Annotated in this window: 13 protein-coding genes; all 13 read right to left on the bottom strand. The window is 42.5% G+C overall.

The features are described 5' to 3' along the window. Positions 1-32 precede the first annotated feature (32 nt). The 13 genes from T9A_RS08260 to T9A_RS08215 are packed head-to-tail and all read right to left on the bottom strand — an operon-like array spanning position 33 to position 13,421. Positions 33-788 (bottom strand): hypothetical protein, encoded by a 756-nt coding sequence (locus T9A_RS08260; RefSeq protein WP_035246961.1) that lies wholly within the window; start codon positions 786-788, stop codon positions 33-35. Beyond that, a complete protein-coding gene (locus T9A_RS17085; RefSeq protein WP_156964870.1) occupies positions 785-1,453 on the bottom strand; it encodes a haloacid dehalogenase-like hydrolase in 669 nt (222 codons plus the stop codon). The genes T9A_RS08260 and T9A_RS17085 overlap by 4 nt, the downstream gene beginning before the upstream one ends. After that, complete coding sequence (gene wecB, locus T9A_RS08250) at positions 1,443-2,630, bottom strand: non-hydrolyzing UDP-N-acetylglucosamine 2-epimerase (protein ID WP_198030640.1); 1,188 nt, start codon at positions 2,628-2,630, stop codon at positions 1,443-1,445. Before wecB ends, T9A_RS17085 begins: the two co-directional genes overlap by 11 nt. After that, entirely contained in the window at positions 2,627-3,850 is a 1,224-nt protein-coding gene (locus tag T9A_RS17080) for a glycosyltransferase family protein (RefSeq protein ID WP_156964869.1), read from the bottom strand. Before T9A_RS17080 ends, wecB begins: the two co-directional genes overlap by 4 nt. Then, the gene (locus T9A_RS17075; RefSeq protein WP_156964868.1) at positions 3,850-5,088 is read right to left on the bottom strand and encodes a glycosyltransferase; all 1,239 of its coding nucleotides are present in this window, start codon (positions 5,086-5,088) and stop codon (positions 3,850-3,852) included. The genes T9A_RS17080 and T9A_RS17075 overlap by 1 nt, the downstream gene beginning before the upstream one ends. Further along, positions 5,081-6,217, bottom strand: coding sequence for a glycosyltransferase (locus tag T9A_RS08240; protein ID WP_035246952.1), 1,137 nt, complete (start codon positions 6,215-6,217; stop codon positions 5,081-5,083). The genes T9A_RS17075 and T9A_RS08240 overlap by 8 nt, the downstream gene beginning before the upstream one ends. Positions 6,218-6,233: 16 nt before the next feature. Further along, positions 6,234-7,070 (bottom strand): glycosyltransferase family protein, encoded by an 837-nt coding sequence (locus T9A_RS08235; RefSeq protein ID WP_035246949.1) that lies wholly within the window; start codon positions 7,068-7,070, stop codon positions 6,234-6,236. Positions 7,071-7,086: 16 nt separating this feature from the next. Further along, positions 7,087-8,241, bottom strand: a complete 1,155-nt coding sequence (locus tag T9A_RS16850) for a glycosyltransferase (RefSeq protein ID WP_084573441.1) — start codon at positions 8,239-8,241, stop codon at positions 7,087-7,089. After that, on the bottom strand, positions 8,234-9,031 hold the full coding sequence (locus T9A_RS17070) for a sulfotransferase family protein (RefSeq protein ID WP_156964867.1): 798 nt from the start codon (positions 9,029-9,031) through the stop codon (positions 8,234-8,236). The genes T9A_RS16850 and T9A_RS17070 overlap by 8 nt, the downstream gene beginning before the upstream one ends. After that, positions 9,028-9,864: a capsular polysaccharide synthesis protein gene (locus T9A_RS16845; protein WP_084573440.1), complete on the bottom strand. Its 837-nt coding sequence runs from the start codon at positions 9,862-9,864 to the stop codon at positions 9,028-9,030. Before T9A_RS16845 ends, T9A_RS17070 begins: the two co-directional genes overlap by 4 nt. A 4-nt stretch (positions 9,865-9,868) precedes the next feature. Next, complete coding sequence (locus T9A_RS08225) at positions 9,869-10,654, bottom strand: sulfotransferase family protein (RefSeq protein WP_035246946.1); 786 nt, start codon at positions 10,652-10,654, stop codon at positions 9,869-9,871. Then, positions 10,655-12,364, bottom strand: coding sequence for an ABC transporter ATP-binding protein (locus tag T9A_RS08220; RefSeq protein ID WP_035247404.1), 1,710 nt, complete (start codon positions 12,362-12,364; stop codon positions 10,655-10,657). A gap of 28 nt (positions 12,365-12,392) precedes the next feature. Further along, entirely contained in the window at positions 12,393-13,421 is a 1,029-nt protein-coding gene (locus tag T9A_RS08215) for an NAD-dependent epimerase/dehydratase family protein (RefSeq protein WP_035246944.1), read from the bottom strand. Between the last annotated feature and the right edge of the window lie 138 nt (positions 13,422-13,559).

Raw genomic sequence — 13,559 nt, 5'->3', positions numbered from 1 at the left:
ATAAAATTTTAATTTTAAATTTCCACAAACAATTATGAAGATTTATATGTAGCCACCGCGCCAGTGGCAGATACAATCCCCCAATAGGTAACAAGCAAACAATATCCTCGTGCATCCTCATAAGGCCATAAGGCGACAATACCAGCAAATGGCATAAGAAAGAAAAACAACCTAAAAGCCATTCGCTTTCTGCCAGGCATTAAAAGTAAACCCTTGCTATCCATATAACCAAGATTACGGTAAGCAACATACCCTATTGCCGCAGCAAGACCTACACCCATAATTTGATTATCACTCACCACAAAAATAACAGGCGCCATAAACCTAAACCAGGCCAACAAAGAGAAAGTAGCTACTTTCTGCTCACGGTCGGTCAAAATATTGTGCAATAAAAAAACAAAAATCAATGCGGCAAAAAATGACCACCAAGCAGGGTCAAATAGCTTATTCATTAAAATAGTACAAACTAAAAATGAAAACAGCCTACTGATTACCCAAAGAAAGATCCAAGCACGGCTTGCCTCCTGAGGGCCCCTGCGCCGTCCATCGATTTCTTGCTTTGCCGCATGCAGATCATTTGCCATGTAGCCAAGCTCGTAAATGCTGATAAAAGCCAAATAGCTGAAGAGCATTGCAAGAGAGCTCTGTAAAAGGTCTCCACCAATCCCAACCCACGCTACTAACCAGAATGCCGCAACCCACTCAAAGAGAAAATGAAAAACAAAAGACCCGTGTTTCAAGCGAGTGAAATAAAAATAATTAAATGGCACCAAATAAAAAAAATTCATCGCCACACTTCCAAGTATTCAGCCTCAAGACCTTTCCAGCGCAACCGATCCTTGCTGCGATTTAGGACTACAACCGGTTTATCTGCCAACGACAATAAGGGTTCATCGGTAAGATTGTCAGACACCACAGTAGAAACCTCTCCAAGACTGAACCCTTTGATACAAGCGCTCAAAAAGTCGATTTTTTTTCCAGTAACATCCATCAATAAACGGCCGCTGTACCTATCAGCATTGCACTCCAGCTTACTAGCAACATATAAACAACCAAGTCTAGAAGCCAGAGCTGCCACCAAAGGTTCCAAGCTGGCCGAAGCTAACACCAGAACCTCTCCTTCACACAACTTTAAACGAGACCATACTTCTGCTTGCTTATCGCAGGCCATTAAATGATCAATATAGCGCTCAGCACTGAACTCCAATTCCTGCACAGTAGAACCACCTAAAAATCTAATAATCGCATGCTTAAAAATATGCTTTCTGCTAACCCTTTCAAGCAGTACAAAAGCCAAATAGAAGGGTGAAAACCTTACGGTGAGAAGCCATAGTAATATGCGACGAAAAGTATTACCGGTTCGAGTGACATGAGTACGAATTAACCCAAGCGTAGTATCTTCAGTAAAAAGGGTTCCACAAACATCCACTACACAATATCGTTTATCCGTCACTCATTAGACTCCTTTCCTCTAAAGCAGAAACAATACGAGCAGAACTCAGGCCATCTCCATAGGGGTTTTGTGAGTTAACCATTGATTGATAGCGCTCGGGACTATCTATCACGCTGGCGACACCATCGAGGATGCCTTGGATTGAAGTCCCAAGTAGCAGCGCACAGCCAGCATCAACGCCCTCCTGACGCTCAGTTGTATCGCGCATCACCAGAACAGGAACACCTAAACTGGGAGCCTCTTCTTGAATCCCGCCCGAATCAGTGAGGATCAACCAGGATTGTCCCATCAAATAGACCATCTCTGTATACGGAACCGGATCAATAAGCTTTATCCTAGATTCACCACCAAGAACATCCGCAACTATATTTCTTACATTAGGATTTAAGTGAACCGGATACACTAGAACAATATCTTCGTAGAGCTCAACCAGCTTTTTCAATGCAATGCAAATATTCTTAAGCCCGTCACCAAAACTCTCTCGACGGTGACCTGTAACCAAAATCATCCGTTTCTCTGAACCCAGTAATTTCCGATATTTATTCTGATAATTATCGCCAACTTCTCCAAGCTGGGATTGCACATACAGCAAGCTGTCAATGACAGTATTGCCAACTTCAAAAACACCATCAACAATTCCTTCTTTTATAAGGGCATTTGTTGCCGTTGATGTTGGTGTGAAATGAAAGTCAGCCACAGAGCCAATCATTTTACGGTTACACTCTTCTGGGAAGGGAGACCATTTATTCGAAGTTCGAAGACCCGCTTCCACATGGCAAATATTTATTTTGTGATAGTACCCCACGACAGCACCAACAAGTGCGGTAGTCGTGTCACCTTGAACGAGGACCGAAAAGAAATCTTGCTGATCAAAAAGCGCGCCAAGTGTCTCAAATAAACGGGCAGTCAAACTGGATAGAGTTTGATTCTTTGTCATTATTTGCAAATCAAAATCCGGCTCTACGCCAAACACGTCAAACAAAGGCAATAACATCTCACGATGCTGACCCGTAGATACAAGGACCGGCTCTAATACCGAAGACTCCTGCATAGCTTTATAAACAGGCAATAATTTAATAGCCTCTGGGCGCGTACCTAGCACTATCGCGACTCGCTTCACGCTTTCTCCATACTTTAAACAGATTCCATAAAAAGAGCAGTCAATTTTTTCATTCACGTCAAGCTTTCAAAAAGGGTTGATAATCTCTCGGCCTGATGTTTTGCACTATAATTCTGATCAGCATTTCCAGTAGAAAAATACTCAAGTCGAGATAGCTTCCAATTATCAACTGCATCAACCAAATAATTCATTAGAGTATGCGGGTCTCCATGATCGATAATATCACCCAGCGAACCTCTTCTAATAACTTCTGAAGTTGAACTTTTACTATCCGTAACAGCAAAGACTCTTCGCCCAGCAAGCATATAATCTAATAATTTAGAAGGGAAAAACATGGCGTCATCACTATTTTTCGTCGGTGTATCTATCAGCAGTAACACATCCGCCTCTGCCTGCAAGGCAACTGTCTCGTCAAAATTCAACACTCCAACATGATTAATTCCGAAAGGCTTTTTATTAAGTGTTTTCCTCACTAGACGATCAGTCTCACCCGCCAAGACAACCTCTATATTAGAAAATGCCTCTCTATTCATTTCATGCAACAACATAAGTGCATCAACCAAAATATTTGGGGTACGATCACCAACCAAACCACCGGTATAAACAAGCTTCATTGTCTCCTTTTTCTTCCAGGGGTTTGAATGAATATTATCTGAATCAAAGACATTAGGGAAAACCATCATCTTATGGGAGAAATCAGGGTATATCTCCGCATAACGACGAAGTGTTTTATCAGAAGTAAAGCTCAAAACTGTAGCAGCAGAAAAACACCGCTGTTCCATTTCCTCATTCCATGCCTGGGCTGGAGCCAACGAATTCAAAGGGTTAATAGTCCATGGATCACTGAGATGCAAAACCCAAGGGCATTTGAATTTCTGATGCAAGCGATAAGCCATCAACGTTGATGACAAAGGAAATGATCGTGAATAAATCACATCTGGGTGTTGGGACAACTGCCTACTTGCGCGCTCCTCTCCACAACAAAAGCTTTTCTTGGAGTCAGGCTTCATCATTATTGACGGGAAAAATTTTCTTAAAAATATATTAATATAACGCCATTCTTGAATTGGCACTTCGACAACTTGGCGTACACCGTTTAAGTAGGGTTCGAGACTAGAATCATACGGCATATACAAAGTAGGATTTCTTGAAGTAATAACATCTAGCTTAACTCGATCATTTTTTGTAAGATATTTTAAATATTTTGCCACCTGTAAAGACTCGGAATCTTTTTTGGGAGGGCAAGCAATAGAAACTAACAGAATGTTCAAATGCACTATTCAATACCTCGAGGCAAGACGCAATCCAGAGAACGCACATAACCATCAATAACAGCTTCCATGGAAAAATATTTCACTCCCGCCTTGCGGGCTTCCTTCCGTGCGCCAGGCAAATTTCCAGAACTGAGCAGAGAAACGAACCATTCTGACGCCGCCTGAAGAGATTGCTCACCCACATCAAATAACGGAAAACCAAAATCAGGACTTAAAACATCAGCCGAATCACCAATATTTTTTACAGTCGCCACCACTGGCAGTCCGCACAATAAATATTCGCCGAGCTTTACAGGGGCAACTGCTCTCATTGAGTAGGATGGCTCAATAAACATCAAGCCTAAATCCACAAAAGATAAATATTGAGGAACTTCATTGCCGAAAACTGATACCACAACGCAACGCTCGGCATCATTTTGTGAAGCATTACTTAGAGCCTTGATTGCCAGATCAGGACTGGGCGTGACAACCAACAACTGCAAATCCGCCTGCAAAATACGCAAACGATTGAAGAATTCTAAAACCTGATCAAAACGGTATTTCCCGCCTAAAGAACCAACATAGGCAACAGTTGGGGCATGCGCATCAAGACCTATTGATTTTTTTAAATTGACATCCCCGCCATCATTGCATGGAGCAAAAAGCGTTGAATCTCGACCGTTTCCAACAACAAAAAATTTTGTAGGCTCAAACGAGGCTCCCGCCCTCTCTTTCAAGATGCTCGCAGCATCACTGGAGCGAACCATTATCGCCTGAGAATAATGCAGCGCACGGAACTCTATGTCACGAAGCATCCGATGAGCCAAGCCCGATACTTTTAAACCTTCAAATTCAACTTTCTCATCAACAGGCAAACCATCTGAGTCAAACACTACCGGAAGTCGTAAATTTCGATTAGCACGCTCGACCGCCCAAGCTGGAAGCGTTGCCCGAGGCATTAAAATATCGATGTTCCAATCTTTGATCGATCTGAGAATTATATTTTTGGAACATAAAACGCTCAGCACGCTACCAATTGATATGGAAGGCCAGCGCAATATTCTAACAGAACGATAGGGAATCCCTCGGTCTTCACATGCTTTACGACTACGACTTAATTGCGATGAATCCGCCCAGGTAAATTGAATCACATGGAATTGGTAGCCGTAAGACTCGAGCCTCTCGAAAATAGGGGCAAAAAGGCTTTCAAGGTAATTTACTTGGGGGCCATCCCATGTAACGAAAAGTACATTTTTACTCATCTCTAGCTCGCAAAATAGGCATTTTGAAGCCTGCGTTTTCAATGATTGCAACTATACGTTGCAACTGTTTTGAGTAAGTATGAGACCCAGCAAAAGCCTGCCTACATTTTACCGCATCAGGCGAGTTATAAACTTCAAGGGACTTAACTACCTCAGCCAAAAGCAAAAGGTAATCTTCACGCCGCTCGGCCATCTGCAATAATTCAGGACGGTCTTTATATTCATCAGTATAAGTGGCAACGCAAACAGCCCCTGCGGCCAAATATTCCATCACTTTGTGCGGACTTGACAATTGATCTCGATACGTCTCCGCCTTGTATATCAACAGGCTAATATCAATCGTGTGTAATATAGAGGCGACAGCAGCAGGATTAACTTGTCCCCACCAGCGTACGTTCTGATATTTCTTAAGCGCGGAATAAGTTTCACCTTCAGAGCAATAGCCTCCAACAAGGTGAAAAACTATCTCAGGATGCATACTCACTGCCTCTTCAAGCAGGGGCAAGTCAAGGTAGTCTATATCCAAGTTCCCAACGTAAGCTGCATTAATATCACTATTTTTAATTTTTGATGACTCGGATAGCGTTTGGGGATTGCCCTGATGAAGAGTCACACCATGATGTATTTTGTGAATTTTTTTCCCAGACTTGGCAAGATTATTTGCGATTACGTCAGAAGTACAAAGCACTATATCTGCCGTCTTAGCAGCCGTCAAAGGGTGGAAGTTTTGATTAAGGTCGACTTGATGATAAATTTTCAACCGATGGGCCGCGAAGCGCATATCGAAGAAACGTGAATTCTCAAAAAGCCACACAACATCAAAATTAATATCTAAAAAACGCTCCAAACTATTTAACCATCGACGTTCAATCAACCTCCTAAATATTCCCGGGATATATTGCAATGCTGGGAACACTCGCCTGCAAGACAGTACATGAACACCAAGCACATCTTTAGCTTCTTGGACGGTAAATTTTTTTGAACCCAAGGTGGGTGGCTCAAGAAAGTAAACCGATATACCAGCATCGACCAATGCCTTGGCGTAATGATGCTTACTGACCCAGTGGCCCGACCAAGACTCAGCCGATATAAGAAGAACGTTAAAGTTAATTCGCCTAGCCTTAGACATCAAAAAGCAACCTAGATTATTTCATTTCCCATCGAGGCTCATGAACTGCTTGCCATTCCGGGATAAGCTGCCCACGGGACTTACCTGTATAATGAATACAATAAGCCTCTTCACTTAGCCGTGCATCTGAACACCAGTAAGCTTGATTTCGCCAATACCTAAATTTCCTAAAGCGCTCCCAGAAGTACTTTCCCCGCAATGCTTTCCACTCTAAAGACACCTGTACATTCCACTCAGAACCCAAACGGGACAAACCAAACAACCCTTGCTCAGAAAATTTATTTGCAAATACATTAAAAATTTCCTGATCAGCAAACTGTAAAAAACCGTTATCGCGCTGGCGATCAATAAAATTCTGTATAGAATCTAAATTGGCAAGGATCACCCGACGCACATTATCAGGTATATACAAAACACCGGAATTGAAAAAAACTGGGCAGTCTGTTCCGTCTACTGTTGGCCAGAAATTGTTATTCAGTGAGAGATAGCGCGCGAGAGTTTGTGGCCAAAGTTCCTCATAGTATCTGGATTTCACCAAGACTTCAGATTCCCAGGATGCATGAAGACAGTCATTGGCTAATGTCTCAAATGGGTTTGGGCAATTTGCCGAAATAACCACATCAGTGTCAGTAAAAAAAACGTCTCCGTCACACATCCGCAACATTTCAAACTTTTCAAAATAACCGCTCTTGGACTTTAAGTGAGCCTTTACAAGACCCAAGACATCGGTATGCAAAATATACTCTGCGCCCCACTTCTCTGCCGCCATAATTTTGGACCGGTTGCTAAAATGAACCCAGTCTTCTCTATCGTGACCGTTATTTGCTATAGAAAAGATATAACGCTTAGTCATTGCAATAAATCCCAAATCAACTCAAACAGTTACCGATATAATTTAAAAATGACTGTCGAAGCTTTTCAGCATTAAAGTCTGTTTCGACCTTTGCTCGACCTTGCAATGCTAAACTTGATGTCAGATCAGGTTTGTCGTGCAACTCCTCAAGAGCACTGGCAAAACCTTGGACATCAAATTCATTAGCAAGTAGACCGCTAACACCATGGGTGATCAGCTCAGGGATACCTGAGTGCCGACTACTAACAACCGCCGCACCGCTGGCCATTGCCTCCATTAGCGATACAGGAACACCTTCTACATCGCCGTTGCTTGCCGTTACGCTTGGCAGTATAAAAACATTTGATCCATAGAGGAGGTTTTGAACTTTGGCGTGAGGTAAAGCGCCAAGGAATTCCACATAGGCGGCAATCCCAAGCTCATGAGCTTGTTGCTTTAACATGTCCCTTAATGGGCCATCTCCTACTATCCTAAACCTTATGCAAATATCTGGTCGGTCCTCTACAAGCAATGACACTGCTTTCAATGCAACGCTTATACCTTTCTTCTCTACCAGCCTACAAACACTGAGAATATCGAGCCGATTCTGCTCTCTTTCTCTATACTCTATCCTTCCAACATTCACTCCCATTCGATGAACCTTTAACTTTACCGAGCTCGCGCCTGCATCTGATAAAACATCGCAAAACCATTCATTCACACAGAGCAAAAGCCTTGCCTCTTTAAACAGACACTTATAAAAATTAAGCTTACCTTCGAAAAATGGTATACCTACATCGTAACCATGAAATATACAAATTATTGGAGCTCCAAATCTCCGAAATGACCGACTTTTTGCCAAACGAGCTCCATTCAAGCCAAAATGAGCTACAAGGAGATCGTATTTTCGTAGCTGACCATCTGATATAACATCAAAAAAAACTTTTAACCGTGATGATATGAACCAAGGAAAATGACCAAGTAAACCAGAAATTAAGTTCTGCATTTTCCATCGATTATTTAAACTAGTGATAAAAGATAAATCACCGAAAACATTCTCATTAAGATCATTTAATTGATCAGCAACAACATGAACTTTATGCCCATCAGAAGCAAGAGATCGCATTTGATCTAAAACAAAGGTTTCAGAAAGTTGCGGAAAAGATTCAAGGACAAAAGCAATCTCAGCCATGCGACACACTCAATTTAATTAAAGCCCTATACTTTTCGTCCAATCCAGTTCTAACATTCGGCCTGAGAAAATTAATTTTTTCTTGTTTACTCATGACTGAACCATCATAAACCTCTTCAAAATCCACTAAATTCAATCCCGGCAAGAAATCCGCCAAACGTCGCTTCACATTAAGCGGAGACACCAACAAATCATCAAGATTTATAATAATTGTATTTTCTCTAACTTTATCGCAATGCGACAAAAGACAAGAAAAATAATGATCCACAATCCCCGCATAGTAATTGTTAAATCGCCATTGATAGTACTTAACCAGTAAATCTTCAATACCAAGACGACAAAACAAACCCCAAAAAAGAGACTGCTTGGCGCGCTCGCGTTTCACCAAGGATGCAATTATTGATTCATATTCGCGCACGACGACGATATACCTGGCTGCAGGGCATTGCCTTCTATATAAAGGCAGCAAAAGGCATGTTCTTGGCTCCTTCCAACCCCACAAAAAATCACTTTCTTTTCGCTTGATAAGTATATTTACCTGCTCAATATCACTATCGCGAAGCGCCAATGAACCCAAAGGTTGCTCGTGCCCGCTTTCGCATCCACCCTTGGATTTGAGCAGTGATTTATGCAGTTCTATAAAATCGCAATCTTCATAATACCCATAGGGGTTAAATGAGCTCGCCCCATATAAGCGATCACCTAAGTGCAAACCTGAGAATGATAGCCACCGGGAAAACAAAGAAGTACCAGATCGATGCATCCCCAAAACAATAACAGGCGGTTTCATTCCGCCTCCCCTGCTAGCTTAGACAAAACATACCCTGCAACTGTTTCACTGTCAGAAATAACAGATGAATCAACGCCTTTCCAAGACATCTTTAATACTGGTGGACATTCAGCGAGAATCATCGCTTTAAGTGCAGCTGAAATTGGTTCAGCCATTCCTTGTGAGGCAGGTGTATTACTAGGCTTTGCAGAAATTTTTTTTCTTTGCTTCCAATATGATGAAAAAACCATATCCTTTTTTAGCAAACGTTCAAAGTGGTAGTGGTTAATGAAGTATGGGTAAACACGAAATAATCGCCCCAACAATGAAAACCAAATCCATTGCAGTGCCGGATGACTACCATAGCGATTCAACCAAGACCCATCATTGACCAAACTATACAACTCCTTACCGGACCAATAGCTCTTAAATGCCTTGTAAAATTCTACTGCTATATACCCACCCTTTTTACTAGCCATAAACCAATTTGCAATAGGGCGATCATGGCCAGGATTTTCAAAAGCAAAAAATTTAGCTCCATCCAAGTTAAGCCAACTAGAAAGTGGCAATACACATATACTAGTTGGATCCACCCAAACCCCACCAAATCGGCTTAGCAAATATAGACGAAGCAAATCTGACCTAGGCGGATATGCCAAATCATCAAACTTCATGCAGTTAAATTCAGAGCGATCTATATAATCAAAAATATTACCCTCACTCAAGAAAACCAGCTTGAAATCCGGGTTCTTTTCACGCCAGGTATTTATACAACGAGTCACAATCTCAGGTGCAGCTGCTTCGCCCTGAAACCACAAAGTCCAAATAATTTTTTCATCATCAGAGAGTGACATAGGCTCACGCTATACGAAATTTCTTTAGATATTTGTATACAGCATTACGTCGATTAAAAGCATTTAATGAAATTCGATCTTCTTCGGTCACCAAGCTCCAAAATTTTTCGACCGCTTTCTCGTATACCAAGTAATCAATTTCATTATGAGCTCTATGTTTATCAAAAAGATCTTGATTAAAGAAATATCCACTTTTGTCTGATTCATTTTTTCTAAGATAATGTGGCCAAGACTTCCAACCTAACTCACGGCGCAGCAACATTAAAGAAAGATCGAAATACTCTGTTAAACATGGGTAATCAATTTTTTCCAGCCCCTGCAAGCCGCCCCGCCTTATCTCTTCAATATCAGTAACATCTTCATAGTGCGCTGAAAAGAGCACCTTAGCCTGGGGGTTATCTAAATTATTATCGATACAATAATCTAGAAAATCTGCCAAGCTTAGATTTTTAACTCGATGATGATGTTTCAGGTTATGCCTTGCCTTCCGCAAGTAATAATAATTTGATACGAATTGCTTATATGGATCACGAAAAAAAGTTACAACACGCTTTTTTTCTGGAATGTCTCTATAGAGCATAATAGCCTGATGACCAATAATAACAGGGTATCTATTTTTTTCTAAATCCGACATTTTACGAAACTGCGCTACGTCATAATCGGTTTCGATTCCATCAATTACATAACAGCGATTAGTGCCGTAAATTTTAGGTACGATATCAAGCAAAGTTGTGCCAGCAGTTTTAGGTATATGGTGAAATACTGTCACCATATCATTTTTGCATGTCATTCATACATCCTCCACAAAACCATCATGTACACGCAAAGTAATATCGCAGCGCTCAAGTGTCGATAAGCGATGAGCAATAATCACAATCGTTTTATCACCAGCCGCACCATTAATTGATGCCATCACAGCCTGCTCTGTTTCCTCATCAAGAGCACTAGTTGCTTCATCCAGAATAATCACAGGGGCATCTCGATAGAAAGCTCTGGCTAAACCGATTCGTTGACGCTGACCACCAGAGAGATAACCACCACCCTCACCGACAACACTCATATATCCATTTGGAAGGGCTGTAATATAATCTGCTATTTGAGCTAGTTTTGCGGCATGCTCGACACGCTGAAAGTCGATATCTTCCAACTCAACGCCAACAGCAATATTTTCTGCTATTGATGCATCTGTCAGATAAACATTTTGGGGTACATGCGCGATTAAATCCTGCCAAGCAGACATAGATCTAATCGTCAGTTCCTGCCCGTCAACCTTAATCATTCCTGCTGTGGCAGGAAGCAGCCCCATCATTAAATCAACAAGCGTGCTCTTGCCGCTACCGGTACGCCCAATCACACCAACACAACTACCCTTTGGAATGCTGAAAGACACATCATGCAGAACTTCTTCACTGTCTGGGTGATACGCAAAGGACACAGATTCAAAGCAAAGCTCGTCAACAAAACTCAACGACATATTGCTATGATCTTCCTCTTTTACTTTCTGTCGGCGCAAAATAGCGACATCAGCTAATACTTGGCTGCTACCGGACAATTTGGACCACCCAAGATAAATTTGCTGCATTAGCGGTAATAACCGCTGCGCACCTACAGCTAAAGTCGCCATTTTGGCAAGTACAGATTCACCTTCAGATTGACTAGTGTTTAAGTAATAAGCCACACAAACCAATAATATAATACCCAAAGCTTCAACCACAAATTTTGGGGCGTGGTCAAGAAATGCATTGTTTGCTTGAGCTTTTCGTAAAGGAAGATCTTTTGACTGAAAACGTACCAAATAAATGTGTTGCACCTTATCTAGAAGAACATCCCGAATCGAAGCCATGCCCTCGATAACCATTTGCAACCGAGTGTTTAGCATTTCGCTAATAATCCGACTATTATTATTTAGCCGTCGTTTGGTTAATGTAGATACTAGTAAATATGCTGCACCTAGGAAACCAAGAATAGAAAGAAAAGCCAATCCTGTTAGCGCTAACAATGTAATGACCAAGCTAATAGCGAGAAGTAACGAGCTCACTACCCCCAACATCTGCATCATCAGGCCAGTAATAGCATCAATTTTGGGCAAACTGCCCGATACTTCAGTGCTATTACGTGTAACATGTACCAAATAAGGCTGCATCAAACTGCGCCGATAAACCTCAGAACCTAGTTCATGGCCTATACCCGCGCTTATCCGTGACGAACAATAAAGCATCAAAATTCGAATACTAGCTGCAAACAGAACAGCGAAAACAAAGAGCACACATACAGCCAATAGCTCGCCATCAACAACAACACTAGCGATGCCAACCATGCCCCTTAATAGCTGATTATCAGGAAGTCCATCCCCGATAAAAATCGTAACAAACGGCACCACAGAACCTAACGTGACCACTTCAGCTGCAGATGCTATAAGCATAAGAAGAAGCAATAATATCAGCTGATAGCGTCTCCTAGGAGCAAGCGTACTGTATAAATATCTAATATTGAAAAACAAAGTCCAAACCTCCAAAAACCATCAACCTTTATCGCATCAAAGAGCTGAAGTACCAATCAACAACTGCTTCAATCCCCTGAGCAATATTGAAAGCAGGGTCATAGCCAAGCAGGGTTTTCGCCTTATTAATCGATGCTTGCGAGTGCCTTACGTCACCGTCCCGAAAATCTCGATATTCAACTTCAAGCTCATAATTAATCCCGTAATTTTTAATAGTGTCTTTCAGTGTAGCAAAAAGAGAGTTCAAATCAGTTCTGTCACCTACAGCAACATTATAAATTTCACCTACTGAAATGTCTGACGCTGTAGCCGCCAAAACATTAGCTTGGACAGCATTATCTATATAACAAAAATCTCGACTTGTTTTCCCATCACCGTTAATAAACACTGACTCAGAGGCAACCATCGACGCCAACCATTTGGGTATAACAGCAGCATACGGTCCGCCTGGATCTTGGCGTTTGCCGAAGACATTGAAATAGCGCAGGCCGATGGTTTTGAAGTCGTAGGTACGGGCGAAGACGTCGGCGTAGAGTTCGTTGACGTATTTGGTGACGGCATAAGGAGACAACGGCTTGCCGATGCGGTCTTCGATTTTGGGCAGGCCCGGGTGGTCGCCGTAGGTAGAGCTTGAGGCGGCGTAGGTGAAGCTGGCGACGCCTTCATCCTTGCCTGCCACCAACATATTCAGGAAACCGTCGATGTTTGCCTGGTTGGTGGTGATCGGGTCATTGATGGAACGGGGTACAGAGCCCAAGGCCGCCTGGTGGAGTACGTAGTCCACCCCTCTGACGGCTTGCTTGCAGTCTTCCAGGTTGCGGATGTCGCCTTCGATAAAGGTAAAATTGGCCCATTGGTCGGCGGTGACGGTGTGCTGAACTTCGTCCAGGTTGTGCTGGTGGCCGGTGGCGAAGTTGTCCAGGCCGATGACAGTCTGGTTAAGGCCCAGCAGGGTTTCCAGCAGGTTGGAGCCGATGAAGCCGGCCACGCCGGTGATCAGCCAGGTTTTGGGATTGGCTGTTAGGTCTTGCTGGATCTGTTGGTAGCGGGTTGTCATGGTGATTCCGTTGTCCGTGTTTGTTCGCACCTCGAGAGGTGCTCCTACAAAATCGCTGCGGTGTTTTTCCTTTGTAGGAGTTCCGCTTGAGGGACGAAAAGTTTTGCCGTTCCCGCTGTTGCGGGTGAAGGCATACCC

Origin of the sequence: Alcanivorax jadensis T9, assembly GCF_000756655.1 — a bacterium.
Taxonomy (GTDB): domain Bacteria; phylum Pseudomonadota; class Gammaproteobacteria; order Pseudomonadales; family Alcanivoracaceae; genus Alcanivorax; species Alcanivorax jadensis.
This window is presented reverse-complemented; position numbering and strand designations above follow the sequence as displayed.

What these genes read in the sequence shown, in the direction of transcription:
- T9A_RS16850 (WP_084573441.1), bottom strand. Translation starts at nt 8,241, where the DNA reads ATGGCTGAGATTGCTTTTGTCCTTGAATCTTTTCCGCAACTTTCTGAA.
- T9A_RS08215 (WP_035246944.1), bottom strand. Translation starts at nt 13,421, where the DNA reads ATGACAACCCGCTACCAACAGATCCAGCAAGACCTAACAGCCAATCCC.
- T9A_RS08235 (WP_035246949.1), bottom strand. Translation starts at nt 7,070, where the DNA reads ATGACTAAGCGTTATATCTTTTCTATAGCAAATAACGGTCACGATAGA.
- T9A_RS08260 (WP_035246961.1), bottom strand. Translation starts at nt 788, where the DNA reads ATGAATTTTTTTTATTTGGTGCCATTTAATTATTTTTATTTCACTCGC.
- T9A_RS17075 (WP_156964868.1), bottom strand. Translation starts at nt 5,088, where the DNA reads ATGAGTAAAAATGTACTTTTCGTTACATGGGATGGCCCCCAAGTAAAT.
- T9A_RS08225 (WP_035246946.1), bottom strand. Translation starts at nt 10,654, where the DNA reads ATGACATGCAAAAATGATATGGTGACAGTATTTCACCATATACCTAAA.
- T9A_RS16845 (WP_084573440.1), bottom strand. Translation starts at nt 9,864, where the DNA reads ATGTCACTCTCTGATGATGAAAAAATTATTTGGACTTTGTGGTTTCAG.
- T9A_RS08240 (WP_035246952.1), bottom strand. Translation starts at nt 6,217, where the DNA reads ATGTCTAAGGCTAGGCGAATTAACTTTAACGTTCTTCTTATATCGGCT.
- T9A_RS17070 (WP_156964867.1), bottom strand. Translation starts at nt 9,031, where the DNA reads ATGAAACCGCCTGTTATTGTTTTGGGGATGCATCGATCTGGTACTTCT.